The organism is Streptomyces sp. NPDC090032, assembly GCF_044748025.1.
In the GTDB taxonomy this organism is placed as follows: domain Bacteria; phylum Actinomycetota; class Actinomycetes; order Streptomycetales; family Streptomycetaceae; genus Streptomyces.
In genome coordinates, this window is record NZ_JBIVFF010000002.1 from 396585 (window position 1) to 419722 (window position 23138).

The following is a 23138-nucleotide window of genomic DNA, read 5'->3' on the forward strand; positions in this document are numbered from 1 at the left end:
ATAGTCAAGCCCTTCAGACCCGATCGGTGCCATCCCATGAGAGAGCCCCCCGTCCTGGCCGTAGAGGGACTCGACAAGTCCTTCGGTGCCGTGCGCGCCCTCCACGGCGTGTCCCTGCAGCTCCACGCCGGAGAGGCGCACGCCCTCGCCGGAGAGAACGGCGCGGGGAAGTCCACCCTCATCAAGACGCTCGCCGGGGTCCACCGGCCCGACGCCGGCACCGTGCTCATCGACGGCGAACCCGTCACCCTGCACGGACCCGCCGACGCCCGCGACGCCGGGATCGCGGTCATCTACCAGGAGCCCACGCTCTTTCCGGACCTGTCCGTCGCCGAGAACATCTTCATGGGGCGCCAGCCCCGCCGCTCCCTCGGCCGGATCGACCACAAGGCGGTCAACGCCGCGGCCGCCGCGCTCTTCGCACGCCTCGGCGTCGACCTCGCCCCCGAGCAGCCCGCGCGCGGCCTGTCCATCGCCGACCAGCAGATCGTCGAGATCGCCAAGGCGCTCTCCTTCGACGCCCGGGTCCTGATCATGGACGAGCCGACCGCCGCGCTCACCGGCAGCGAAGTGGCCCGCCTCTTCGCCGTGGTGCGCACCCTGCGCGAACAAGGCTCCGCCATCCTCTTCATCTCGCACCGCCTGGAGGAGATCTTCGGGCTGTGTCAGCGCGTCACGACGCTGCGCGACGGCACCCTGATCGCGAGCGAACCCGTCGAGGGCCTCACCGAGGACGACCTCGTACGCCGGATGGTCGGCCGTGACCTCGACGAGCTCTACCCCAAGCAGGCCACCGACATCGGCGCGGTCGCCCTGAGCGTGCGCCGCCTGACCCGCGAAGGGGTCTTCACCGACGTGTCGTTCGACGTGCGGCGCGGCGAGATCGTCGGCCTCGCGGGGCTCGTCGGGGCCGGTCGCAGCGAGGTCGCGCGGGCGGTCTTCGGCATCGACCGCCGGGACGCGGGCACCGTCGAGATCGACGGCCGTGCGCTGGTCAACGGCGCCCCCAGCACCGCCATGGCCGCCGGACTCGCCCTCGTACCCGAGGACCGGCGCGCCCAGGGCCTCGTGATGGGCATGTCGATCGAACGCAATATAGGGCTCACGGGGTTGCGCACGACCGCGCGGGCCGGACTCATGGACCGTGGGGCCGAGCGCAGCCGCTCACTGGACTGGGCCATGAAGCTCCAGGTCAAGTACGCGCGGATCGCCGACGCGGTCGGCACGCTGTCCGGCGGCAACCAGCAGAAGGTCGTCCTCGCCAAGTGGCTCGCCACCGGCCCCCGCGTGCTGATCGTCGACGAGCCGACCCGCGGCATCGACGTCGGCACCAAGGCCGAGGTGCACCGGCTGCTTTCCGGACTCGCCGCGGACGGCGTCGCGGTCCTGATGATCTCGTCCGACCTTCCGGAGATCCTCGGCATGGCCGACCGCGTCCTCGTCATGCACGAGGGGCGCCTCACGGCGGAGATCCCGCGCAACGAGGCGACGGAGGAGTCCGTGATGGCGGCGGCGACAGGGAGGGCTGCTTGATGCGCGGCCCGAACGAAACGCACCCCGGAAGGAGGACCCCATGACCGTCACCGCACAGCCCCCCGCGCCCGCCGTCGATCCCGACAAGGCCGGCGGCACCCGGCTCGTCGACCGGGTCTTCAAGATGCGTGAACTCGCCATCCTGCTCGTCTTCCTGGTGATGATCGGCATCACCCAGGCCGGCAACAGCGAGTTCCTCTCGGAGCAGGGCATCAAGGACCTGCTTCTCAACGCCACCATCCTCGTCCTCGTCGCCACCGGTCAGGCGCTGGTCGTCATCACGCGGAACGTCGACCTGTCCGTCGGCTCGACCCTCGGCATCAGCGCCTTCGCCGCCGGTGACTACCTCCACGGCGGCGGCAACTCCATCGTCGCGATCGTGCTGGCCGTCGCCCTCGGCGTCGGCTGCGGGCTCCTCAACGGCGCCCTCGTCAGCCTCGGCCAGGTACCGGCCCTCGTCGTCACCCTCGGCACGCTCTACGTCATCCGCGGCATCGACTCCATCTGGGTCGGCTCGCGGCAGATCACCGCGTCCGATCTGCCGGGCGGATACGTCGACTTCGGCTCCGGCGGCATCTCCGCCGTGCCGTATCTCGCGCTGATCGCCCTCGCCGTCCTCATCGCGGTCGCGTACTACCTGCGGCACTTCGGCGGCGGGCGCGAGCTGTACGCACTCGGCTCCAACCCGGAGGCCGCCCGCCTCGCCGGCATCCCCGTGCGCCGCCGGATCCTCGCCGCGTACACCGCGTGCGGGGCGCTCGCCGGGCTCGCGGGCGCCCTGTACCTGGCCCGCTTCGGCAACGTCGACTCCGCCACCGGCAACGGCTACGAACTCACCGTCGTCAGCGCCGTCGTGGTCGGCGGCGTCGCCTTCACCGGCGGCTCCGGCAGCGTCTACGGCGCGGCCCTCGGCGCGCTCCTGCTGACCTCCATCAACAGCGTGCTGCCCGCTCTCGGCGTCAGCTCGGTGTGGGTGCTCGCGATCAACGGCGTCCTGCTGGTCCTCGCCATCGCCGTCGACCGGGTCGTCGCCCTGCGCGTCGCCCAGGCACTGAAGAAGAGGGCCGCAGCCAACAGAAGGAGCGGCAGCCATGGCTGATCTCCCCCTCGCCCGTGCCGTCCGGTGGGACACCGTGGTGGGCGCCCTCCTGGTGGTGCTCCTCCTGGCGTCGTTCTCGTTCGTCGACGGCTTCGGCAACGCGCTCAACCTGTCGTTCCTGCTCGGCAACACCCTGCCCATCGCGCTGATCGCGCTCCCGATGACCCTCCTGGTGGTCGCCGGCGAGATCGACCTCTCCGTCGCCTCGACGGCCGGCCTGTCCGGGGCCGTGATGGGCTCCCTGTGGAACGCGGGCATGGCCATCGAGACGATCATCCCGCTGTGCCTCGTCCTCGGCGTCGTCTGCGGACTCGTCAACGGCCTTCTGGTGACCCGCCTCGGGCTGCCCTCCCTCGCCGTCACCATCGGCACCATGGCCGCCTACCGCGGCATCGCCCAGATCATCCTCGGCTCGGACGCGGTCACCGACTTCCCGTCGCAGTACCTGGACTTCGCGGCGGGACGCATCGGCGACACCTTCCTGCCGTACGCGTTCCTGCCGTTCCTGGCGCTGCTCGCGATCGCGGTCGTCATCCTGCACGCGACGCCGTTCGGCCGATCCCTCTTCGCGATCGGCGCCAACGAGGAGGCGGCGCGCTTCGCCGGGATCCGCGTCCGGCGCCACAAGCTGTGGCTGTTCGTCGCCACCGGCCTCATGGCCTCCCTGACCGGCGTCTTCTGGGCCCTGCACTACGCCAGCGCCCGCTACGACAACGCCACCGGGCTCGAACTGTCCGTCGTCGCCGCCGTGTTGCTCGGCGGCATCGACTTCGACGGCGGCAAGGGCACACTCGGCGGCGCGATCGCCGGAGTGTTCCTGCTCGGCGCCCTCCAGAACGCGATGAGCCTGCTCAACGTCTCCGCCCAGTCGCAGATCGTCGTCACCGGCGTCCTGCTCGTCGTCTCCGTGCTCGGACCCCGCGTCGCCCGACAGGTCGCCACCGCACGAGCGGGCCGCCAGGCCGCCACCCCCTCGCCCTGACCTCACGTACCGCCCGAAAGGGGCTCATGATGTCCGCACCCGCACTCCGCCGCGCCTGCCTGGCGCTCGCCGCCGTCACCTCGCTCGCGCTCGCCGCCACCGCGTGCGGCGGCACCACCAAGGACTCGGCGAAGGACGACGACGCCGGCACGTCCTCCCATGCCAAGGCCGATCCGGGGGCCGCCACCAAGAAGGGCCTGAAGGTCGCCTTCCTGCCCAAGCAGGTCAACAACCCGTACTTCACGACCGCCGACAAGGGCGGCGAGAAGGCCGTCACCGAGCTCGGCTCGACGTACAAGGAGACCGGCCCCAACAGCGCCACCGACACCAGCGGGCAGGTCAGTTACGTCAACACGCTCACCCAGCAGCAGGTCGACGCCATGGCCGTCTCGGCGCAGGACCCCGGCGCCCTGTGCACCGCCCTCAAGCAGGCCATGAAGAACGGCATCAAGGTCGTCACCTACGACTCGGACACCAAGCCCGAGTGCCGCAACGCCTTCGTCTCGCAGGCCAGTGCCGAGGCCCTCGGCCGCACCCAGGTCCAGCTCCTGGGCGAACAGACCGGCTACAAGGGCGAGATCGCGATCCTGTCCGCCGCACAGACCGCGACGAACCAGAACACCTGGATCGACTTCATGAAGGACGAGCTGAAGAAGCCCAAGTACAAGGATATGAAGCTGGTGAAGGTCGCGTACGGCAACGACGACGCCCAGCAGTCCTTCCAGCAGACCCAGGGCCTCCTCCAGGAACACCCCGAGCTCGCAGGGATCATCTCCCCGACCACCGTCGGCATCAAGGCCGCCGCCCAGTACCTGTCCGGCTCCAAGTACAAGGGCAAGGTCAAGCTGACCGGCCTCGGCACCCCCAACGACATGCGCAAGTACGTCAAGAACGGCACGGTCGAGGGCTTCGAGCTGTGGGACCCGGCCAAGCTCGGCGAGCTCGCCGCCCGCACCGCCGTCGCGCTGTCCTCCGGGCAGATCACCGGCAAGGAGGGCGAGACCTTCGAGGCCGGCGGCATGGGCACCTTCACCATCGGCAAGGACGGCGTGATCGACCTCGGCAAGCCCACCGTCTTCGACCGGAAGAACATCGACGACTACCACTTCTGAGTCCCGGACCTGCGAGTCCACCGTCTCCACAGCCACCAGCGCATTCACGGGTAATCTGAACCATTCCCGTCGCTCATCGCCCCATGGAGGTCCCCGCCCGATGGCCCAGTCGGTGGGTATCAAGGACGTCGCCCGCGCCGCCGGAGTCTCCGTCGGCACGGTTTCGAACGTCATCAACCGCCCGGACTCCGTCGCCTCCGACACCAGGGTCCGGGTGCTGTCCGCCATCGACCGGCTCGGCTACGTACGCAGCGAGTCGGCGCGCCAACTGCGCGCCGGCCGCAGCCGCATCATGGGGCTGCTCGTCCTCGACATGGGCAACCCGTTCTTCGTGGACGTCGCGCGCGGCGCCGAGCGTGCCGCGCGCGACGCGGGGCTCGGCGTGATGGTGTGCAACAGCGCGCAGAACCCCTCCGAGGAGGCCGAGTACCTCTCCCTCTTCGCCGAGCAGCGCGTGCGGGGCGTGCTCCTCACGCCGGCCGAGGCGAGCGGCCGCAACATCGAGAGCTTCCGGAGGCACGGCATCCCGTTCGTGCTCGTCGACCGTGTCGCCGAGGGCACCTCGGAGTGCTCCGTGTCCGTGGACGACGTCACCGGCGGCGCCCTCGCCGTGCGCCACCTCGTGGACGCCGGACACCGCAGCATCGCCTACGTCAGCGGACCGCCCGCGCTCAACCAGGTCAAGGACCGCCGCACCGGCGCCCTCCAGGCCCTCGCCGAGGCGGGCCTCCCGGCCGGAGCGCTGCGCGAACTGCCCACCGAGCGGCTCGACGTCGCTGCGGGACGCGACGCCGGGGCCCGCCTGCTCGGCCTCGCCGACCGCCCCACCGCCGCGTTCTGTGCCAACGACCTGCTCGCACTCGGCGTCCTCCAGGCGATGTACGCGGCCGGTGTACGGGTCCCCGAGGACATAGCGATCGTCGGCTACGACGACATCGAGTTCGCGTCGGCCGCCACGGTGCCCCTGACCTCCGTACGCCAGCCCGCCGTCACCATGGGAGCGATGGCCGCCGAACTCCTCCTGGAGGAGACGGAACCCGCGAGCGGCGAACCCCACCACCACCGCAGGGTCGTCCTCCAGCCCGAGCTGGTCGTACGGGGGTCGAGTCTGGGCTCGCGCTGACATGTGCTCAACTGGGCGGACAGCACGCACCGCATTCCGAACGCCGCCCAGGAGCCTCCTTGTCGACCGTCACCTACCGCCAGCCCGGAGTCGTCCTCACCGACCGCCGCTTCTCCGTGCCGCTCGACCACGACCACCCCGAGGGCGAGCGCATCGAGCTGTTCGCCCGCGAGGCGGTGGCCGTCGGCAAGGAACACGCGAACCTCCCGTGGCTCCTCTACCTCCAGGGCGGCCCCGGATTCGGCGCCAACCGGTTCTCCGGCAAGCAGGCCTGGCTCGGCACGGCGCTCCAGGACCACCGGGTGCTCCTCCTCGACCAGCGCGGCACCGGCAGCTCGACCCCGGCCAACCGGCAGACGCTCCCGCTGCGCGGCGGCCCGCGCGAACAGGCCGACTACCTCACGCACTTCCGCGCCGACTCGATCGTCCGCGACTGCGAGGCGATCCGCGGCGAGGTGACCGGCGGCGCCCCCTGGACGGTCCTCGGCCAGAGCTTCGGCGGGTTCTGCGCCACGCACTATCTGTCGACGGCCCCCGAGGGCCTCACCGCCGCCGTCATCACCGGCGGCCTGCCCACTCTCGACGGTCACGCGGACGACGTCTACCGCGCCGCGTACCCGCGCATCGAACGCAAGGTCGCCGCCCACTACGCGCGCTACCCGCAGGACGTCGAGCGCGCCCGCCGCATCGCCGAACACCTCGCCGAGCACGAGCCCGCACTGAACGGCGGCTACAAGCTGACCGTCGAGGCGTTCCAGTCCCTCGGCATCCTGCTCGGCGGGACCGGCGGCAGCGACCGCCTGCACTACCTCCTGGAGGACGCCTTCGTGCGCACCCCGGGCGGCGTCGAACTGTCCGACGCCTTCCAGGAGGACGTACAGGCCGCGCTCTCCTACGCCGGACACCCGCTGTACGCGCTCGTGCACGAGGCCATCTACGGACAGGACGCCCGCCCCACGAACTGGTCGGCCGAGCGCGTACGCGGGGAGTTCCCGCAGTTCGACGCCGCGAAGACGCTCGCCGGTGACGGGCCCCTGCTCTTCACGGGCGAGTCCGTGCACCCGTGGATGTTCGACTGCGACCCGGCCCTGCGCCCCCTGCGCGAGACCGCCGAACTCCTCGCCGCCCGCACCGACTGGGCCCCGCTGTACGACCCCGCGCGCCTGGCAGCCAACGAGGTGCCGGTCGTCGCCGCTGTCTACCACGACGACATGTACGTCGACAGCGCCCACGCCCTGAGCACGGCCCGCGCCATCAAGGGCCTGCGCACGTGGGTCACCGACGAGTTCGAGCACGACGGACTGCGGGCCGGAGCGCCTCGCGTCCTCGACCGGCTGCTCGCCATGCTGCACGGCGACATCTGACACAGGGCGGCGGGAGCTGCCCCAGGTGCTCGGCGCGGTCCCGGTTTCGCCGGCTCACGCCCACCGGCCGGCGAACCGGAACCGTCGTCACGGATTCAGGAATCCACACGGATTCACGTATCCATCAGTGGCAGACCGGGCAGCACCTTCTCGATGGTGATGGGGAAGTCGCGCACGCGCACGCCGGTGGCGTTGAACACCGCGTTCGCGATCGACGCACCGGCCCCGCAGATGCCCAGCTCGCCGACGCCCTTCGCGCCCAGGGCATTGGCCTTGTCGTCGTACCCGTCAAGGATGACCGCGTCGACGTCGGGGATGTCGGCGTGCACCGGCACCAGGTACTGCGCGAAGTCCCGGTTGACGAAGGCGCCGGATCGCAGGTCGACCACGGCCTCCTCTTCGAGGGCCGCGCCGGCTCCCCAGATCATGCCGCCGATCAGCTGCGAGCGAGCCGTCTTCGCGTTGAGCACGCGGCCGACCGAGAACACGCCGAGCATCCGCCGCAGACGGATCTCGGCGGTGTCCGCGTCGACCCCCACTTCGGCGAAATGGGCCCCGTAGGTGTTGATCGAGTAGTCCGTGTAGTTCGGATCATCGCCCATGAAGCGGGTACCGCCCTCCGCCTCGAACCCTTCCGGACGGCTGCGTGCGACGATCTCGCTCAGCGCCTCGGACGCGCCGCCGATGCCCACGTTGCCATCGGAGAACACGGCGTCTGCCGGGTCCAGGCCGTGCAGCGGGGAGCGGGTGTCGTCGCGCGCCGCGGCCAGGAGCTGCTCGCGCAGGGTCATACACGCACCATGCACCGCATTGCTCGAGCTGGCGGCGCCCCACGAGCCGCCGGATCCCCAGCTGGTGGGAAAGTCGGAACGCCCGAGCTCGATCCGCACCCGGTCGGGCGGCAGCCCGAGCCCCTCGGCCGCGACCTGGGTCAGGACGGTGTACGTGCCCGTGCCGAGATCGGTCATGTCCGTCCGGACGACGGCGGTGCCGTCAGCCTCCAACCGCACTCGCACAGCTGTCGGCCCTTGGAAGTGCCCGCGGATGGCGGCCGACATGCCGTATCCGACCAGCCACCGCCCGTCGCGCACACTCGCCGGCGTGGCGGGGCGGCGCTCCCAGCCGAACCGGCGCGCGCCCTCGCGCAGGCACTCCACCAGGTGCCGGTCGCTGTACGGCACGCCTCGCTCGGGATCGACGGTGGGCTCGTTGAGGATCCGCAGCTCGACCGGGTCCATCCCGAGCGCTTGGGCCAGCTCGTCCATCGCCGACTCGACCGCCAGCATGCCCGGCGCTTCGCCCGGCGCGCGTACGTCCGTCCCGGGCGGCAGATCGAGCGGCGCAAGACGGTGGCTGGTCAACCGGTGGGGCGCGGCGTAGAGACTGCGGGTCGTGGCGGCGGTCTGCTCGGCGTACTCCACGTCGGGGTTGGTGTGCATGGTGACGTCATGGGCGATCGCGTTCAGCCGTCCGTCCTGCTCCGCGCCCAGTCGGACCCGCTGGCTGGTTGTGGAACGGTTGCCGACGAGCTGGAAGATCTGCTGCCTGGTCATCGCGACCTTGACCGGTTGGCGCAACTCGCGAGCGGCGAGCGCCGCCAGGATCGTCTCGGAATGGATGCCCAGCTTGGAGCCGAACCCCCCGCCGACGAAGGGGGTGACGATGTGAATCCGCTCCGGGTCGAGCCGGAGCGTGCCGGCGACCGAGGCCCGCGCCGCGTCGACGATCTGGCAGCTGACGTAGACGACCAGGTCCTCGTCGCGCGGTTCCACCAGACACGCGTGCGGTTCCATCGGCATCGAGAGTTCGTACGGCGTCGTGTACAGCTGGTCGACCTTGACCGCCGCGCTGTCGAACCCGGCATCGAAATCGCCGACCGCAGTGTCGGTGGGGAGACCGGCGTTGACCACTTTCGGGATGTACACCTCGTCTTCCTGCTCGGCAAAGTTGAAACGTCCGTGCCCGTCGGCGTATTCGACGTCGACCAGATCGGCCGCCCCTCGGGCCTGTTCGAGGGTCGCGGCGACGACGAATGCCACCGGCTCGCCGAAATAGTGGACGTCGGGGCCGGTCAGCACCGGCTGGGCGCGCCAGTACTCGGACGGAACGGACTCGTCACGGACACCCTGTGCGGGGGCATTGTGATAGGTCATCACCATCTTTACGCCAGGTGCGCGTTCGGCGTTCTCGGTGTCGATCCGGGTGATGCGGCCTTTGCCGATCGTCGCGCCGACGATGAACCCGTAGAGAGGCTGGCCGGCCCCCCACTGCTCGTAGGCGTATGTGGCCCGGCCGGCGACCTTCAACGGGCCGTCGACACGGTTCAGCGCTTGCCCGATCATCTCGTCTCCTCAGCTCGCCCGAGCCGCTTGCGCCAGCGTGCGGCACAGCGTGCGCCTGGCCAGCTCGATCTTGAAGTCGTTCTGCCCCTGTCCCACGGCGTCGCGCATCGCGGCCTCGGCGGCGGCGCGATAGGTGGCCATCGTGGCGGGACGGCCGGTCAACGCGGCCTCGGCCTCGATGGACCGCCAGGGCTTGTGCGCCACACCGCCGAAAGCCACCCGCGCGTCACTGATCGATCCCTGATCGGTCGAGACGACGGTCGCCACGGAGACCAGCGCGAACTCGTACGACGCCCGGTCTCGCACCTTGCGGTAGATCTGCCGGCCCGGCGGGGGCGGGGGAAGGAGCACGCTCGTGATCATCTCGCCGGGACGCAGCACGGTCTCGATGTGCGGCGTATCGCCCGGCAGCCGGTAGAAGTCCGAGATGGCGACGCGGCGTACCGACCCGTCGGCGTCGAGCAGCTCGATCTCCGCCTCCAGCGCGGTCATCGCGACGGCCATGTCCGAGGGATGGGTGGCGATGCAGGAGCCGCTGGCCCCGAGGACGGCGTGAATCCGGTTGAACCCGCCGATCGCCGAGCATCCGGAACCGGGATCCCGTTTGTTGCAGCCCGCAGCGGTGTCGTAGAAGTAGGGGCAGCGAGTGCGCTGCAACAGATTCCCCCCGGTGGACGCCTTGTTGCGCAGCTGTCCCGAGGCTCCGGCCACCAGTGCCTCCGACAGCACCGGGTAGCGGGTACGCACTCGGGTATCGGCGGCCACATCGGAATTTGCCGCCTGGGCCCCGATGCGCAGTCCGCCGTCCGGGAGCTCCTCGATGTCCCGCAACGGAAGCCGACTGATGTCGACCAGATGGCTGGGCTTCTCGATGTCGAGCTTCATCAGGTCGAGCAGGTTGGTGCCGCCGCTGATGAACTTCGCGCCGGTTCTGGACACCGCTGAGACGGCGGCCTGCGCGTCGCTCGCTCGCTCGTACGTGAACGCTCTCATTCCGGGTCTCCCACCGCGATGCCGCGGATGGCCGCGACGATGTTCGGATAGGCGGCGCACCGACAGATGTTGCCGCTCATCCGCTCGCGGATCTCCGCATCGGTCAACGCGATCCGCGGCGAGGTCACGTCAGCGGTGGCGTGGCTGGGCCAGCCCGCCTCCACCTCGGTGAGCATGCCGACAGCCGAACAGATCTGGCCGGGAGTGCAGTAGCCGCATTGGAAGCCGTCACGCTCGACGAAGGCACGTTGCATGGGGTGCAGGTCATCGGGATCGCCCAGGCCTTCGATCGTCACGACCTCGTCGTCCTCGTGCATCACGGCGAGCGTCAGACAGGAGTTGACGCGCCGGCCGTTGATCAGCACCGTGCAGGCACCGCACTGCCCGTGATCACACCCCTTCTTGGTCCCGCTCAGGCGCAGGTGCTCGCGCAGCGCGTCGAGCAGTGAGGTCCGTGGATCCACCTCCAGTCGTCGCACCTGATCGTTGACGTTCAACTCGATCGCCGAGAGCTGGGCCGTCTCGCCCTGGCTCCGCCCTGCGGCGCCCGTATCCGAATCGCTCACCACAGCCCGCCTTCCTCGCTGGGTGCGGGTGTCACCCTGGATATGTGTCGCCACTGTCGGGCGCACTCCTCCTCAAGATCTCGCAGGAATCGATGCACCGCTCGTCGGGAGGCGCTCAATCGCGCCCGCCTCACTCGACCGGGCGCTTCTGCGCGGCAGCCCGGCGCGGATCCCGCGCAGCCACACCGCGAACCTGCGCCGGTGGCGAAGACGGGCCGTCGGCGTGTCTGTGTGTGGGGGGTGGCCCAGAGTCTTTGAGTGAGACTCGCGGACGAGGACCCCGAGGCCTGGTGCCGCTCGTTCCGCACCGGAAACGTCGAAGCGATGGCGCCCCGCTTCGGAGGCGTACCGGCCGTAGCGTTCGAACCCTTCAGTCGGTAGGGCCTGTCACCTACTCTGCCCCATCTGATGACACGTCTGATGACACGTCAGAAAGGGTGGGTGGTGGCGGGATGATCGACACGACAGGCAATGAACTCCCCGACGACAAAGACAGCGAACGGCGGCTCCGGCTGGACGTGGAGGACGGCGGCATCGGCGTCCTCACCCTGTGCCGGCCGGAGAAGCTGAACGCCTGGAGCTGGGAGTCGAGCCGCCAGCTCGGGCTGCTCGCCGACCGGATCCGCTTCGACGACACGATCCGGGTGGTGCTGCTGCGGGCCGAGGGGCGGGCCTTCTGCGCGGGCATCGACATCAAGGCGCCCGGCGGCGCGATCACCGGCAGCACCGGGTCCGAGCGGACGCGCAACTACTACGAGGGCATCCGCTGGGTCCACGAGCGGTTCCGCGCGTTCGCCGGCCTGCCGCAGCCCGTCGTCGCGGCCGTACAGGGCTACTGCCTCGGCGTCGGGTTCGAGCTGGCCCTGATGGCCGATGTGCGGATCGCGGCCGACGACGCGGTGTTCGCGCTGCCGGAGGCGCGGCTCGGGGTCGCGGTCGACGCGGGCGGCGATCTGCGGATCGCGCGCGAGGCGGGCGCGGGGTGGGCCAAGTTCCTCGCGCTGACGGGCCGCCGCATCGACGCGGGGGCGGCGCACCGGCTGAACCTCGTCCAACAGGTCACCGCAGCAGGCGAGTTGGACGATGCGGCTCGTATGGTCGCCGCGGAGATCGCGGCGAACGCGCCGCTCGCCACGCAGTCCATCAAGCGTGACATCGACGCCTTCGCGGACGCGGGCCTAGAGGCCGCGCTCGACCGGGTGGCGATGAGCGCGGCCCTCACACTCACGTCGGAGGACATCAGGGAGGGGTACACGGCGAAGGCGGAGCGGCGCGCGCCGCGGTTCGAGGGGAAGTAGGGCCCGCGGTGCCCGTGTCCTACACGGTCACTACTCGAACAACCCCCTCCCCATCTGCTCCCGCACGGTCACCACGGGCGGGCTCACCAGCCCGCGCCGCTGCCAGTTCGCCCCGTCCACGACGAGTGTGTGGCCGCTGATGAAGCGGGCGTAGGGGGAGGCGAGGAAGGTGGCGGCCCAGCCCAGCTCGCGGGGTGCGCCGACGCGCAGGGCGGGCTGCCGGGCGTCGTGGCCGGCGTCGTCCCTCTCGATGCCCTCCTCTCTGGGGCCGCCTCTCTCGAGGTTGGCGCGGATGTCGCCCGTCATGTCCTCGTGCGGCATGAGCCCCGGCACGAGGCCGTTGACCTGGATGCCGTACGGGCCCCACTCCACGGCCAGCGTCTCCACCAGGTTCTTCACGCCCGCCTTGGCCGCCGCGCTGTGGGCGAAGCCGGGGCCGCCCGTCCATGCGTACGAGGCGCCGACGGCGATCACCGATCCCGGCGTGCCCTCCGCGAGGTGTCTGCGGCCGAACTCGCGCGTCATGTAGAAGGTGCCGTTGAGGGTGATGTCGACGACGGTGCGCCAGGCGTTCGGGCTCATGTCCTCGGCGGGCACGGGGAAGTTGGCGGCCGCGTTGTTGACGAGGACGTCGGGTGTGCGCCCGTGCGCGGCCTCCGCCGCGTCGAAGACCTCGGCGATGCGGTCCGGGTCCCTGATGTCACAGACCGCGGCCGTCACTGTGCCGCCGTCCCGGCTCACGCGCGCCAGTTCCTCCAGTGCGGGCTCCAGATGCGCGGCCCGGCGGCTCACGATCACCACGTCCGCGCCGAGCCGTGCGAACTCGGCGGCGACGGCCTTCCCGAGCCCGGTCCCGCCACCGGTGACCAGGACCAGGCTTCCCCGGTACGTTCCCGGGAGCAGCGCCGTCGTGCCGGCCGGGGGAGGGGCGGGCAGTCCCCGCGGTGTGGTCGCACGGGCGGGGCCGGTCGAGTCCGTCATGCCGTATCGATACCGCGTGGACGCCGAAAGCTCCATGCCTGCGACGGCAGGCGCGAAAAAGGGTCGCCCGCCTGTTCCCAGATCTCCAAGCGACCGCTTAGTATGCGAACGAGCCCGGTCAGACGAAGCAGTCCCGTGGAGGCCCCGCATGCAGGCATGGCAAGTGCACCGGAACGGCGAGCCGAGCGAGGTGATGGAGCTCGCCGACGTCGAGCGGCCCGTCCCCGGCGACGGCCAGGTCCTGCTCAGGGTGCGCGCGGCGAACATCAACTTTCCCGACGCGCTGATGTGCCGCGGCCAGTACCAGGTGCGGCCGCCGATGCCGTTCACGCCCGGCGTGGAGATCTGCGGCGAGACCGAGGACGGCCGGCGCGTGCTGGCGAACCCGGCGCTGCCGCACGGCGGCTTCGCCGAGTACGCCGTGGCGGACGCCGCCGCCCTGCTGCCCGCGCCGGACGCGCTCGACGACGCCGAAGCCGCGGCCCTGCACATCGGCTACCAGACGGGCTGGTTCGGCCTGCACCGCAGGGCGCACCTCCAGGCGGGCGAGACGCTCCTCGTGCACGCGGCGGCCGGCGGCGTCGGCAGCGCGGCCGTCCAGCTCGGCAAGGCGGCCGGCGCCACCGTCATCGGCGTCGTCGGCGGCGAGGAGAAGGCGAAGGCGGCCCGCGACCTCGGCTGTGACGTCGTCATCGACCGTCGCGCGCAGGACGTCATCGCCGCCGTGAAGGAGGCCACCGGCGGCCGGGGCGCCGACGTCATCTACGACCCGGTCGGCGGCGAGGCGTACACGCAGTCCACGAAGGTCGTCGCCTTCGAGGGCCGGATCATCGTCGTCGGATTCGCGAGCGGCACCATCCCGAGCCCGGCCCTCAACCACGCCCTGGTGAAGAACTACGCGATCCTCGGCCTGCACTGGGGCCTGTACAACACCAAGGACCCGAAGCTGGTCGCCCACTGCCACGAGCAGCTCACCGAACTCGCGGCGCGTGGCGCGATCAAGCCGCTGATCAGTGAGCGGGTTCCGCTGGGCGGCGCAGCGGCTGCCGTGCAGCGCGTCGCCGACGGCGTCACCACCGGCCGTGTCGCAGTGGTGCCCGGCCGCGAGGGGGCGGGCGCATGACGGACGCCGCCGAACTGCGCCGCCGCACCCAGGAGTTGCTGTCCGCGTATCCGCCCGCGACCACGGGCCGTACCGACTTCCTCAAGGCCCGCTTCGACGCCGGACTCGCGTGGGTGCACTACCCGCGGGGCCTCGGCGGGCTCGGTCTGCCGCGCTCGCTCCAGGCCGTCGTGGACGCCGAACTCGCCGCCGCGGACGCCCCGGACAACGATCCGCGCCGCATCGGCATCGGCCTCGGCATGGCCGCCCCGACGGTGCTCGGCTTCGGTACCGACGAGCAGAAGCAGCGCTTCCTGCGCCCGCTGTGGATCGGCGAGGAGGTGTGGTGCCAGCTGTTCAGCGAGCCCGGCGCGGGCTCCGACCTCGCGGCCCTCGGCACCCGCGCCGTGCGCGACGAGGCCACCGGCGACTGGGTGATCAACGGCCAGAAGGTGTGGACGTCCGGCGCGCACGCCGCCCGCTGGGCCATCCTCATCGCCCGTACCGACCCGGACGTGCCCAAGCACCGCGGCATCACGTACTTCATCTGCGACATGAGCGACCCGGGCGTCGAGGTGCGGCCGCTGCGCCAGATCACCGGCGAGGCCGAGTTCAACGAGGTGTTCCTCACCGACGTCCGCATCCCGGACAGCCGCCGCCTCGGGGAGATCGGCGACGGCTGGAAGGTCGCGCAGACCACGCTCATGAACGAGCGCGTGTCGATCGGCGGCTCCCGCATCCCGCGCGAGGGCGGCATGATCTCCGCGGTCGCGAAGACCTGGCGCGAACGCCCCGAGCTGCGCACCCACGACCTGCACCAGCGGCTCCTGAAGCTGTGGGTCGAGGCCGAGGTCGCCCGCCTCACCGGCGAGCGTCTGCGCCAGCAGCTCGCCGCCGGACAGCCGGGCCCCGAGGGCTCCGGCATGAAGCTCGGCTTCGCCCGCCTCAACCAGGAGATCAGCGGCCTGGAGATCGAACTCCTCGGTGACGAGGGCCTGTTGTACGACGACTGGACCATGCGCCGGCCTGCCGTCGTCGACTTCCTGGCCCGTGACGCCGGATACCGCTATCTGCGCGCGAAGGGCAACAGCATCGAGGGCGGGACGAGCGAGGTCCTGCTCAACATCGTCGCCGAACGGGTCCTCGGGCTGCCCTCCGAGCCGCGCACCGACAAGGACGTCGCCTGGAAGGACCTCGCGCGATGAGCGATCTGCTGTACACGGAGGACGAAGACGCGCTGCGGTCCGCCGTGCGCGGCCTCCTCGCCGCCCACTGCGACGCCGCGTCGGTGCTCGCCCGCGTCGAGACGGACGAGCCGCACGACCGCGCGCTGTGGAAGTCCCTCGCCGAGGGCATGGGGCTCGCGGGCCTGCTGATCCCCGAGGAACTCGGCGGTCAGGGTGCCACGCACCGCGAAGTGGCCGTGGTCCTGGAGGAGTTGGGGCGTTCCGTCGCCCCCGTCCCGTATCTCACCAGCGCCGTCGTCGCGACCGAGGCGCTCCTCGACTGCTCGGGCGACGAGGCCTCCACGCTGCTCGGCGCGCTCGCGTCGGGCCGCACGGTGGGCGTGCTCGCCGTCCCCCTGTCGGCCGCGCCCGGCCAGGCCTTCACCGGTGTACGCGAAGAGGGTGGCCGGCTGGAAGGGCGGGTCACCGGCGTCGCCGACGCGGCGGCGGCCGATGTGCTCGTGGTGCCGACGAGCAGCGGCCTGTACGCGGTCGATGTCACCGACGACGGCGTCACCGTCGAGCCGCGTACGTCCCTCGACGCCACCCGGCCCGTCGCCACGGTGACCTTCGCCGGCGCACGCGCGCGCGTGCTGACCGACAACGCCGTTCCGGCCGTCCGCCGCGCGCTGCGGGCCGGAGCGGGACTTCTCGCGTCCGAGCAACTCGGCCTCGCCGACTGGTGCTTGACCGAGACGGTCCGCTACACGCGCGAGCGCCACCAGTTCAACCGGCCCGTCGGTTCCTTCCAGGCGCTCAAACACCGGCTCGCCCAGGTCTGGCTGGAGGTCGTCGGCGTCCGCGCCGCGGCCCGCAGCGCGGCGGACACCCTCGCCGCCGGGAGTGACGACGCGGACGTCGCGGTGGCCGTCGCCCAGGCGTACGCGGGACCCGCGGCCGTCCATGCCGCGGAGGAGGCGCTCCAGCTGCACGGTGGCATCGGCATGACCTGGGAGCACCCCGTCCACCTCTACCTCAAGCGGGCCAAGGCCGACTCGATCGCGCTGGGTTCCGCGGGCAGGCACCGGGAGGAGCTGGCCGAGCTGGTCGACCTCCGGGCACCCTGACGCCGGGTCCGATGCCGGACACGACATCGGGCCGGATGCCGGAGCCGATGCCCGGCCTGACCCCGGGTTTTACCTTCCCTTGACGAGATGGCATTATTGCGACTCGTTCGCAATAAGAGTTGATCTTCAATAGGGGTGGGCATGGTGGTCAGGCCGGCACGAGGTGCGACAGCGATGGCGGCGGTCGCCGCATTGTCGGTGACCGCCGCGGCCTGTTCGGCTCCAGGAGGGTCGGGCGAAGGTGGCAAGGGGCGGACAGGGTCGAGCGCCGTCGTGGGTATCGCCTACGAACCGGACACGCTCAGCCCGCTCCTGGGCTACGGCAAGGACGGCAACTCGAAGATCTTCGACGGGCTGCTCACCCGCGACGCGGACATGAAGCTGCGGCCCGCGCTCGCCGCCGCCCTGCCGAAGGTGAGCGCCGACGGCCGCACCTACACGTACAAGCTGCGCGACGGCGTGCGGTTCAGTGACGGCAAGCCCTTCTCTGCCGAGGACGTCGTCTTCACCTACGAGACGATCCTCGACAAGAAGACCAACAACGCCTCCAAGACCGAGCTCGACGCCGTCGACACCATCGAGGCCGAGGGTGACGACACCGTCGTCTTCCGCCTCAAGTACCCCTACGCCCCGTTCGCCGAACGCACCGTCCTGCCCATCGCGCCCGAGCACATAGCGGGCAAGCAGGACGTCAACACCGGCGACTTCACCACGAAGCCGGTCGGCACCGGGCCGTACACGCTCGTCAAGTGGTCCAAGGGCGAGAAGCTCACCTTCAAGGCCAACCCCCGCTACTGGGGCGGCGAGCCGAAGGTCAAGAACTTCACCATGGCCATCGTCAAGGACGACGACGTGCGCGCCACCCGGCTGCGCTCCGGCGACCTCGACGGCGCCATCCTGCCGCCCAACCTCGCCGCGACCTTCAAGAGCGACGGCGACAAGAAGACGTACACCGCCCGCACCTTCGACTACCGCGTCGTGACCCTGCCCACCGGCAACAAGGTCACCGGTGACACCGCCGTCCGGCGCGCGCTCGACATCGGCGTCGACCGCAAGGCCATGGTCGACTCGATCCTCTACGGCGCGGGCAAGGAGGCGTACGGCCCGGTCCCGACCGACAGCCCCTGGTTCACCAAGGGCACCGAGCGCACCCACGACCTCGCGAAGGCAAGGGAGATCCTCGACGACGCGGGCTGGAAGGCCGGCAAGGACGGGATCCGCGCCAAGGACGGCGTCCGCGCCGCCTTCCCGCTCTGGTACCTGACCGGCGACAAGCTCCGCCAGGACCACGCCCTCGCCTACGCCTCCGACGCGAAGAAGCTCGGCATCCAGATCAAGGTCGAGTCCGGCACCTGGGAGGTCATCGAGCCGCGTATGCCCAAGGACGCGGTCCTCGCGGGCGGCGGCTCCCCGGCCGACCCCGACTTCGACCAGTACACGCTCCTCAAGTCCTCCCTCGCGGGCGACGGTTTCAACAACATGGCCTGGTACGACAACGCGCGCGTCGACGAGGCACTCGACGCGGCCCGCAGGACCGACGGCCGCGCCGAGCGCAAGGCCGCCTACGACACCGTGCAGCGCGAACTCGCGAAGAACCCGGGCTACACCTTCCTCACCCACATCGACCACCTCTACGTCGTCGGCGACCGGTTCGGCGGCCTCACCACCCAGGTCGAGCCGCACGACCACGGGCTCGCGTCCGGCCCCTGGTGGAACGTCGAGAAGTGGCAGCCGGCCTCGTGAAGCGGCGGCTCCCCTGGGGGCCGATGGCGCGCCTGACAGGACGGCGGATCCTGTTCGCCGTCCCGGTCCTCGCCACCGTGACCTTCGGCGTCTTCGCCATCGCCGCCGCGTCCCCCTTCGACCCCGTCAAGGCCTACGCGGGCACGGCCGGCCTCACCGCCTCACAGGACAACCTCGACCAGCTCCGCGCCAACCTCGGCGTCGACCGCCCCCTGGTCACCCGCTGGTGGGACTGGCTGACCGCCGCGCTCCAGGGCGACCTGGGCGACTCCTCCGTGCTGCGGCAGCCCGTCGCCGACGTCGTCGGCGAACGCATCGGCTGGTCCGTCCTGCTCGCCGCCACCGCTTTCCTCGCCGCCGTCCTGCTCGGCACGGCGCTCGGCGTCCTCGCCGCGCGACGTCAGGGCGGCCGGCTCGACCGAGCGGTCAGCGCGCTCGCCTACACCCTCGAAGCCGCGCCCCCGTTCTGGCTCGGCCTGCTCGCCATATGGCTGTTCGCCCTGAAACTCGGCGTCCTCCCCGCCGGCGGACTCACCGACACCGGCAGCACCACGATCACGGCAGGGCAGATCGCCTCGCACCTGGTGCTCCCCGCCGCCGTCCTCGCCGTCTCCCAACTTCCCTGGTTCGTCCTGTACGTACGCCAGGGCGTCGGCGACGCGCTGGAAGAGGACCCCGTCCGCGGGGCGCGCGCACGCGGACTCGCCCCGCGCACCGTCCTGCTCGGCCACGCCCTGCGCTGCGGAATGCTGCCCGTACTGACCCTCATCGGCTCCCGCGTACCCGAACTGATCACCGGCGCGCTCCTGGTGGAGACCGTGTTCAGCTGGCCGGGCATCGCCGCGGCGACCGTCCAGGCCGCGACGTCCGTCGACTTCCCCCTGCTCGCCGCGCTGACCGTCCTCGCCACGCTCGCCGTGCTCCTCGGCAACCTGGCCGCCGACCTCCTGTACGGCCTCGCCGACCCGAGAGTGGGCTTCGATGGCTGAACTCACCTGGCGCACCTACGGCGGCGCGCGCCGCTCCACGCGCGCGTGGCGGGTCCGCACGTCCGCCGTCCTCGTCGCGGCGGTCGTCCTCGCCGTCCTCGTCGTCCCGCCCCTCGCGCACCTCGACGAACAGGCCGTCGACCTCGCCGCCAAGCTCCGACCACCGTCGTGGGCCCACCCGTTCGGCACCGACGACGTGGGCCGCGACCTGCTGCTGCGCTGCGTGTACGGGCTGCGGGTCTCCCTCCTCGTCGGGGTCGTCGCCGCCGTCGTGGCGACCGTCATCGGCACGGCCGTGGGCGCCCTCGCGGGGGCTGCCGGCGGCTGGACGGACCGGGTCGTCATGCGGCTCGTGGACGTCTTCTCGTCGGTGCCGCACCTGCTCCTCGGCATCTTCATCGTCGCCATGTTCCGGCCGGGCGTCTGGCCGGTCGTCGTCTCCGTGGCGCTCACGCACTGGCTGTCCACGTCCCGGATCGTGCGTGCCGAAGTGCTCTCCCTGCGCTCGCGGCCGTACATCGACGCGGCCGTCTCCGGAGGCTCGTCGCGGTGGCGGATCGCCGTGCGCCACCTGCTGCCGGGCGTCCTGCCGCAGGCCGCACTCGCCGCCGTCCTGATGGTGCCGCACGCCATCTGGCACGAGTCCGCTCTGTCGTTCCTCGGCCTCGGCCTGCCCGCGCACCAGGCGAGCCTGGGCACCCTCGTCCAGTCCGCGCGCGGCTCCCTGCTCGCCGGGGACTGGTGGCCGACGCTCTTCCCCGGCCTGTTCATCATCGTGCCGACCCTGGCGATCGCGGGCCTCGCGGGCGCCTGGCGGGAACGGCTCAACCCGCGCCGCCGATCGGAGCTCATGCTGTGACCCGGCCCCAACCGGTCCTCTCCGTGCGGGACTTGTCCGTACGCTTCCGGATGCGCGACGGTGTGTACGTCCAGGCCGTCAGCGGCGCACGCTTCGACCTCGCGGCGGGCGAGTGCCTCGCCCTCGTCGGGGAGAGCGGCTGCGGCAAGTCGGTGCTCGCGTCGGCCCTCCTCGGGCTCCTCCCGGGGAACGCGGAGACCGCCGGGTCCGCGTTCGCCGGGGACCTCGACCTGCTCGCCGCCGACGAGCGCACCCTGGCCCGCACCGTCCGCGGCCGCCGCGTCGGCCTCGTCCCGCAGAGCCCCGCCGCGCACCTCACGCCCGTACGAACCGTCCGCTCTCAACTGGAGGAAACAGTACGTGAGTTGACCGGGGTGCGGCGCGGGCCGCGGCTGCGGGCCGCCGCAGAGGAAGCGGCGGCGCGCGCCGCGTTCCCCGCCGGGCATCTCGACCGCCACCCGCACGAACTGTCCGGCGGGCTCGCGCAGCGGGCCGCGACCGCGCTGGCCCTGGTCGGCGACGCGCCGCTACTCCTCGCCGACGAACCCACGACCGGGCTCGACCGCGACCTCGTGGAGCGCACCGTCGACGAACTGCGCCGCCACATCGGGGCGGAGCGTGCGCTCCTGCTCATCACGCACGACCTCGCGGCCGCCGAGCGGATCGCCGACCGGGTTGCCGTGATGTACGCGAGCCGCATCGTCGAACTCGCCGACGCCCCCGCCTTCTTCGGCAGCCCCGGGCCCCGGCACCCGTACGCCCGTGGCCTCCTCGACGCACTGCCCGACCGGGAGTTCACGCCCATCCCGGGTATGCCGCCCGAACTGGGCGCGCTCCCGGCGGGCTGCGCGTTCGCCGCGCGCTGCGACCGCGCCACCGACACCTGCGCGACCCGGCCCGCATTCGCGGACGGCGTGGCCTGCCACCACCCCGCGACCATGCCGCTGGAGGCGCCGCGTGCTTGAACTGATCTCCGTCACCGCCGGCTACGAGCGCGCCAACCCCGTAGTGCGGAACGCCGGTCTGACCATCGCCCCCGGAGAGGCCGTCGGGCTCCTCGGGCCGAGCGGCTGCGGCAAATCCACCCTCGCCCGCGTCGCCGCCCTGCTCCACCGCCCCGATTCCGGCCGCGTCGTCATCGACGGGGAGCCGGCCCGCGGCTGGCGCCACCGCGCGCCCCGTGAGCAGCGCACCGCGTTCGGCGTGGTCTTCCAGCAGCCGCGCATGTCGGCCGACCCACGGCTGCGCCTCGCCGACCTCATCGCCGAACCGCTGCGGGCCTCGGGGCGTCCACCGGACGACCGGGTGGGCGAACTTGCCGCGACCGTCGGCCTGGGCACCGACCTCCTGTCACGGCGCCCCCACGAAGTCAGCGACGGACAGCTGCAACGCGCCTGCCTCGCCCGCGCCCTGGCCCTGCGCCCGCGCTGGCTGATCTGCGACGAGATGACGGCGATGCTCGACGCGTCCACGACGGCGGCCCTGGTCGGCGTCGTGGAGGTCTATCGCGAGGAAACGGGTGCGGGGCTGCTGGCCGTGGGCCACGACCGACGTCTCCTTGAACGCTGGTGCGACCGAACGGTGGAGTGGGCCTCGCTGGGCTCGGGCGGGGGTGGCGGGTGAGCGAGGGGCGGGCCGACCCCCGCCCGGCAGCCCCGCGTTCACCCTGAGCGCACAGGTGAACGCGGAGTGCCGGTCCGGCCAACTCCCGCTCCGGGCCTGCCCATCGGTACCTGCGGGACTCCATACTCGCTGGGGTCCCGTACGGCACTCCCCGGGAGGAACACATGGCCCGCCCCACCCGTCGCAGAGCCCTCACCGCCCTCGCAGCGGCGGTCACCGCCACCGTCGCGGTGCCCGGCTACGCGCAGGCGTCCGAGCCCGCGCGGGGCCGCGGTCCCCGCCCCCTGGCGCGCGCCCACGCGCACAACGACTACGAGCACCCCCGGCCCCTCCTCGACGCCCTCGACCACCGCTTCGCCAGCGTCGAGGCGGACATCTACCTCGTCGACGGTCAGCTCCTCGTCGCCCACGACCCCGTCGACCTCGACCCGAAGCGCACCCTCGCGGCGCTCTACCTGGAGCCGCTCGCGGCCCGCGTGAGGGCCAACCACGGCTCCGTGTACCGGGGTTACCGCGCCCCCGTCCAGCTCCTCGTCGACATCAAGACCGAGGGCGCGGCCACCTACCTCGAACTCGACCGCCAACTGCACGGTTACCGTCACTTGTTCACCACGTACGCGCACGGCCGGGTGCGCACCGGCGCGGTGACCGCGGTGATCTCCGGCGACCGTGCCGCCCGCGAGCCCATGGAGCGGCAGCGGGCGCGCAGCGCGTTCTACGACGGCCGCCTCACCGACCTCGGCGCCGCCGCGCCCGCCTCCTTCACGCCGCTCATCAGCGACAACTGGGCGAACAACTTCACCTGGCAGGGCGCGGGACCGATCCCGGCCGCCGAGCGCGAGAAGCTGCGCTCCATCGTGTCGGCCGCCCATCGTGAGGGCCGCCGCGTCCGCTTCTGGGCCACGCCCGACGTCGCGGGACCGGAGCGCGACGCCGTGTGGGGCGAACTGCTCGCCGCCGGCGTCGACCACCTCAACACGGACGACCTGGCGGGTCTCGAAGCGTTTCTCGACGCGCACGAGAAGTAGGCGCCCGCCGTCACATCACTCGTTCGGCGGACACGTCACTCGCCCGGGCGCAGCCTCCGCTACGCCACACTTGCGGCCGAAAGCCGCGGTGTTGGCGTGGCGGAGGAG

Annotated in this window: 20 protein-coding genes; 16 read left to right on the top strand and 4 right to left on the bottom strand. The window is 71.6% G+C overall.

Going from position 1 to position 23138, the window contains the following annotated elements; genetic code table 11:
* Positions 1-36: 36 nt before the first annotated feature.
* The 6 genes from ACIPWY_RS05495 to ACIPWY_RS05520 all read left to right on the top strand — a co-directional run bounded on the left by ACIPWY_RS05495 (position 37) and on the right by ACIPWY_RS05520 (position 7213).
* The gene (locus tag ACIPWY_RS05495; RefSeq protein ID WP_362900673.1) at positions 37-1533 is read left to right on the top strand and encodes a sugar ABC transporter ATP-binding protein; all 1497 of its coding nucleotides are present in this window, start codon (positions 37-39) and stop codon (positions 1531-1533) included.
* Positions 1534-1573: 40 nt separating this feature from the next.
* The gene (locus tag ACIPWY_RS05500) at positions 1574-2632 is read left to right on the top strand and encodes an ABC transporter permease (protein WP_401532308.1); all 1059 of its coding nucleotides are present in this window, start codon (positions 1574-1576) and stop codon (positions 2630-2632) included.
* Complete coding sequence (locus ACIPWY_RS05505; protein ID WP_393698593.1) at positions 2625-3614, top strand: ABC transporter permease; 990 nt, start codon at positions 2625-2627, stop codon at positions 3612-3614. The genes ACIPWY_RS05500 and ACIPWY_RS05505 overlap by 8 nt, the downstream gene beginning before the upstream one ends.
* 29 nt (positions 3615-3643) lie before the next feature.
* On the top strand, positions 3644-4726 hold the full coding sequence (gene rhaS / locus ACIPWY_RS05510; protein WP_393698595.1) for a rhamnose ABC transporter substrate-binding protein: 1083 nt from the start codon (positions 3644-3646) through the stop codon (positions 4724-4726).
* A gap of 100 nt (positions 4727-4826) precedes the next feature.
* A complete protein-coding gene (locus ACIPWY_RS05515) occupies positions 4827-5849 on the top strand; it encodes a LacI family DNA-binding transcriptional regulator (RefSeq protein ID WP_393698597.1) in 1023 nt (340 codons plus the stop codon).
* A 59-nt stretch (positions 5850-5908) separates the two neighbouring features.
* A complete protein-coding gene (locus tag ACIPWY_RS05520; protein ID WP_401532311.1) occupies positions 5909-7213 on the top strand; it encodes an alpha/beta fold hydrolase in 1305 nt (434 codons plus the stop codon).
* A gap of 113 nt (positions 7214-7326) precedes the next feature.
* On the opposite strand, the gene ACIPWY_RS05525 is transcribed toward ACIPWY_RS05520, so the two are convergent.
* Genes ACIPWY_RS05525 through ACIPWY_RS05535 form a run of 3 tightly spaced genes read right to left on the bottom strand, consistent with a single transcriptional unit; the run spans position 7327 to position 11114 of the window.
* On the bottom strand, positions 7327-9555 hold the full coding sequence (locus ACIPWY_RS05525; RefSeq protein ID WP_401532313.1) for a molybdopterin cofactor-binding domain-containing protein: 2229 nt from the start codon (positions 9553-9555) through the stop codon (positions 7327-7329).
* A gap of 9 nt (positions 9556-9564) precedes the next feature.
* Positions 9565-10548, bottom strand: coding sequence for an FAD binding domain-containing protein (locus tag ACIPWY_RS05530; protein WP_401532315.1), 984 nt, complete (start codon positions 10546-10548; stop codon positions 9565-9567).
* Positions 10545-11114, bottom strand: a complete 570-nt coding sequence (locus ACIPWY_RS05535; RefSeq protein ID WP_362900658.1) for a 2Fe-2S iron-sulfur cluster-binding protein — start codon at positions 11112-11114, stop codon at positions 10545-10547. The genes ACIPWY_RS05530 and ACIPWY_RS05535 overlap by 4 nt, the downstream gene beginning before the upstream one ends.
* Positions 11115-11566: 452 nt before the next feature.
* Here ACIPWY_RS05535 and ACIPWY_RS05540 point away from each other — a divergent pair, with 452 nt between their 5' ends.
* Positions 11567-12412 (top strand): enoyl-CoA hydratase/isomerase family protein, encoded by an 846-nt coding sequence (locus ACIPWY_RS05540; protein ID WP_401532318.1) that lies wholly within the window; start codon positions 11567-11569, stop codon positions 12410-12412.
* A 30-nt stretch (positions 12413-12442) separates the two neighbouring features.
* Here ACIPWY_RS05540 and ACIPWY_RS05545 read toward each other — a convergent pair whose 3' ends face one another.
* Positions 12443-13393 carry an SDR family oxidoreductase gene (locus tag ACIPWY_RS05545; protein WP_362900654.1) on the bottom strand — a complete coding sequence of 317 codons (951 nt, stop codon included), beginning with the start codon at positions 13391-13393 and terminating at the stop codon, positions 12443-12445.
* Positions 13394-13541: 148 nt separating this feature from the next.
* Between ACIPWY_RS05545 and ACIPWY_RS05550 the strand changes: the two genes are divergently transcribed.
* The 9 genes from ACIPWY_RS05550 (at position 13542) to ACIPWY_RS05590 (ending at position 23030) form a co-directional block, all read left to right on the top strand.
* Positions 13542-14516 carry an NADPH:quinone oxidoreductase family protein gene (locus tag ACIPWY_RS05550; RefSeq protein ID WP_362900652.1) on the top strand — a complete coding sequence of 325 codons (975 nt, stop codon included), beginning with the start codon at positions 13542-13544 and terminating at the stop codon, positions 14514-14516.
* Positions 14513-15700 carry an acyl-CoA dehydrogenase family protein gene (locus tag ACIPWY_RS05555; RefSeq protein WP_362900650.1) on the top strand — a complete coding sequence of 396 codons (1188 nt, stop codon included), beginning with the start codon at positions 14513-14515 and terminating at the stop codon, positions 15698-15700. Before ACIPWY_RS05550 ends, ACIPWY_RS05555 begins: the two co-directional genes overlap by 4 nt.
* The gene (locus ACIPWY_RS05560) at positions 15697-16788 is read left to right on the top strand and encodes an acyl-CoA dehydrogenase family protein (RefSeq protein ID WP_362900648.1); all 1092 of its coding nucleotides are present in this window, start codon (positions 15697-15699) and stop codon (positions 16786-16788) included. The genes ACIPWY_RS05555 and ACIPWY_RS05560 overlap by 4 nt, the downstream gene beginning before the upstream one ends.
* Before the next feature lie 141 nt (positions 16789-16929).
* Positions 16930-18531, top strand: coding sequence for an ABC transporter substrate-binding protein (locus ACIPWY_RS05565; protein ID WP_362900646.1), 1602 nt, complete (start codon positions 16930-16932; stop codon positions 18529-18531).
* Positions 18528-19520, top strand: coding sequence for an ABC transporter permease (locus tag ACIPWY_RS05570; protein ID WP_401532421.1), 993 nt, complete (start codon positions 18528-18530; stop codon positions 19518-19520). Before ACIPWY_RS05565 ends, ACIPWY_RS05570 begins: the two co-directional genes overlap by 4 nt.
* Complete coding sequence (locus ACIPWY_RS05575) at positions 19513-20379, top strand: ABC transporter permease (RefSeq protein ID WP_393698615.1); 867 nt, start codon at positions 19513-19515, stop codon at positions 20377-20379. Before ACIPWY_RS05570 ends, ACIPWY_RS05575 begins: the two co-directional genes overlap by 8 nt.
* The gene (locus tag ACIPWY_RS05580) at positions 20376-21344 is read left to right on the top strand and encodes an ABC transporter ATP-binding protein (protein WP_393698617.1); all 969 of its coding nucleotides are present in this window, start codon (positions 20376-20378) and stop codon (positions 21342-21344) included. The genes ACIPWY_RS05575 and ACIPWY_RS05580 overlap by 4 nt, the downstream gene beginning before the upstream one ends.
* Entirely contained in the window at positions 21337-22002 is a 666-nt protein-coding gene (locus tag ACIPWY_RS05585; protein WP_393698619.1) for an ABC transporter ATP-binding protein, read from the top strand. The genes ACIPWY_RS05580 and ACIPWY_RS05585 overlap by 8 nt, the downstream gene beginning before the upstream one ends.
* A 164-nt stretch (positions 22003-22166) precedes the next feature.
* Positions 22167-23030, top strand: coding sequence for a phosphatidylinositol-specific phospholipase C/glycerophosphodiester phosphodiesterase family protein (locus ACIPWY_RS05590; protein WP_393698621.1), 864 nt, complete (start codon positions 22167-22169; stop codon positions 23028-23030).
* Positions 23031-23138: the final 108 nt, after the last annotated feature.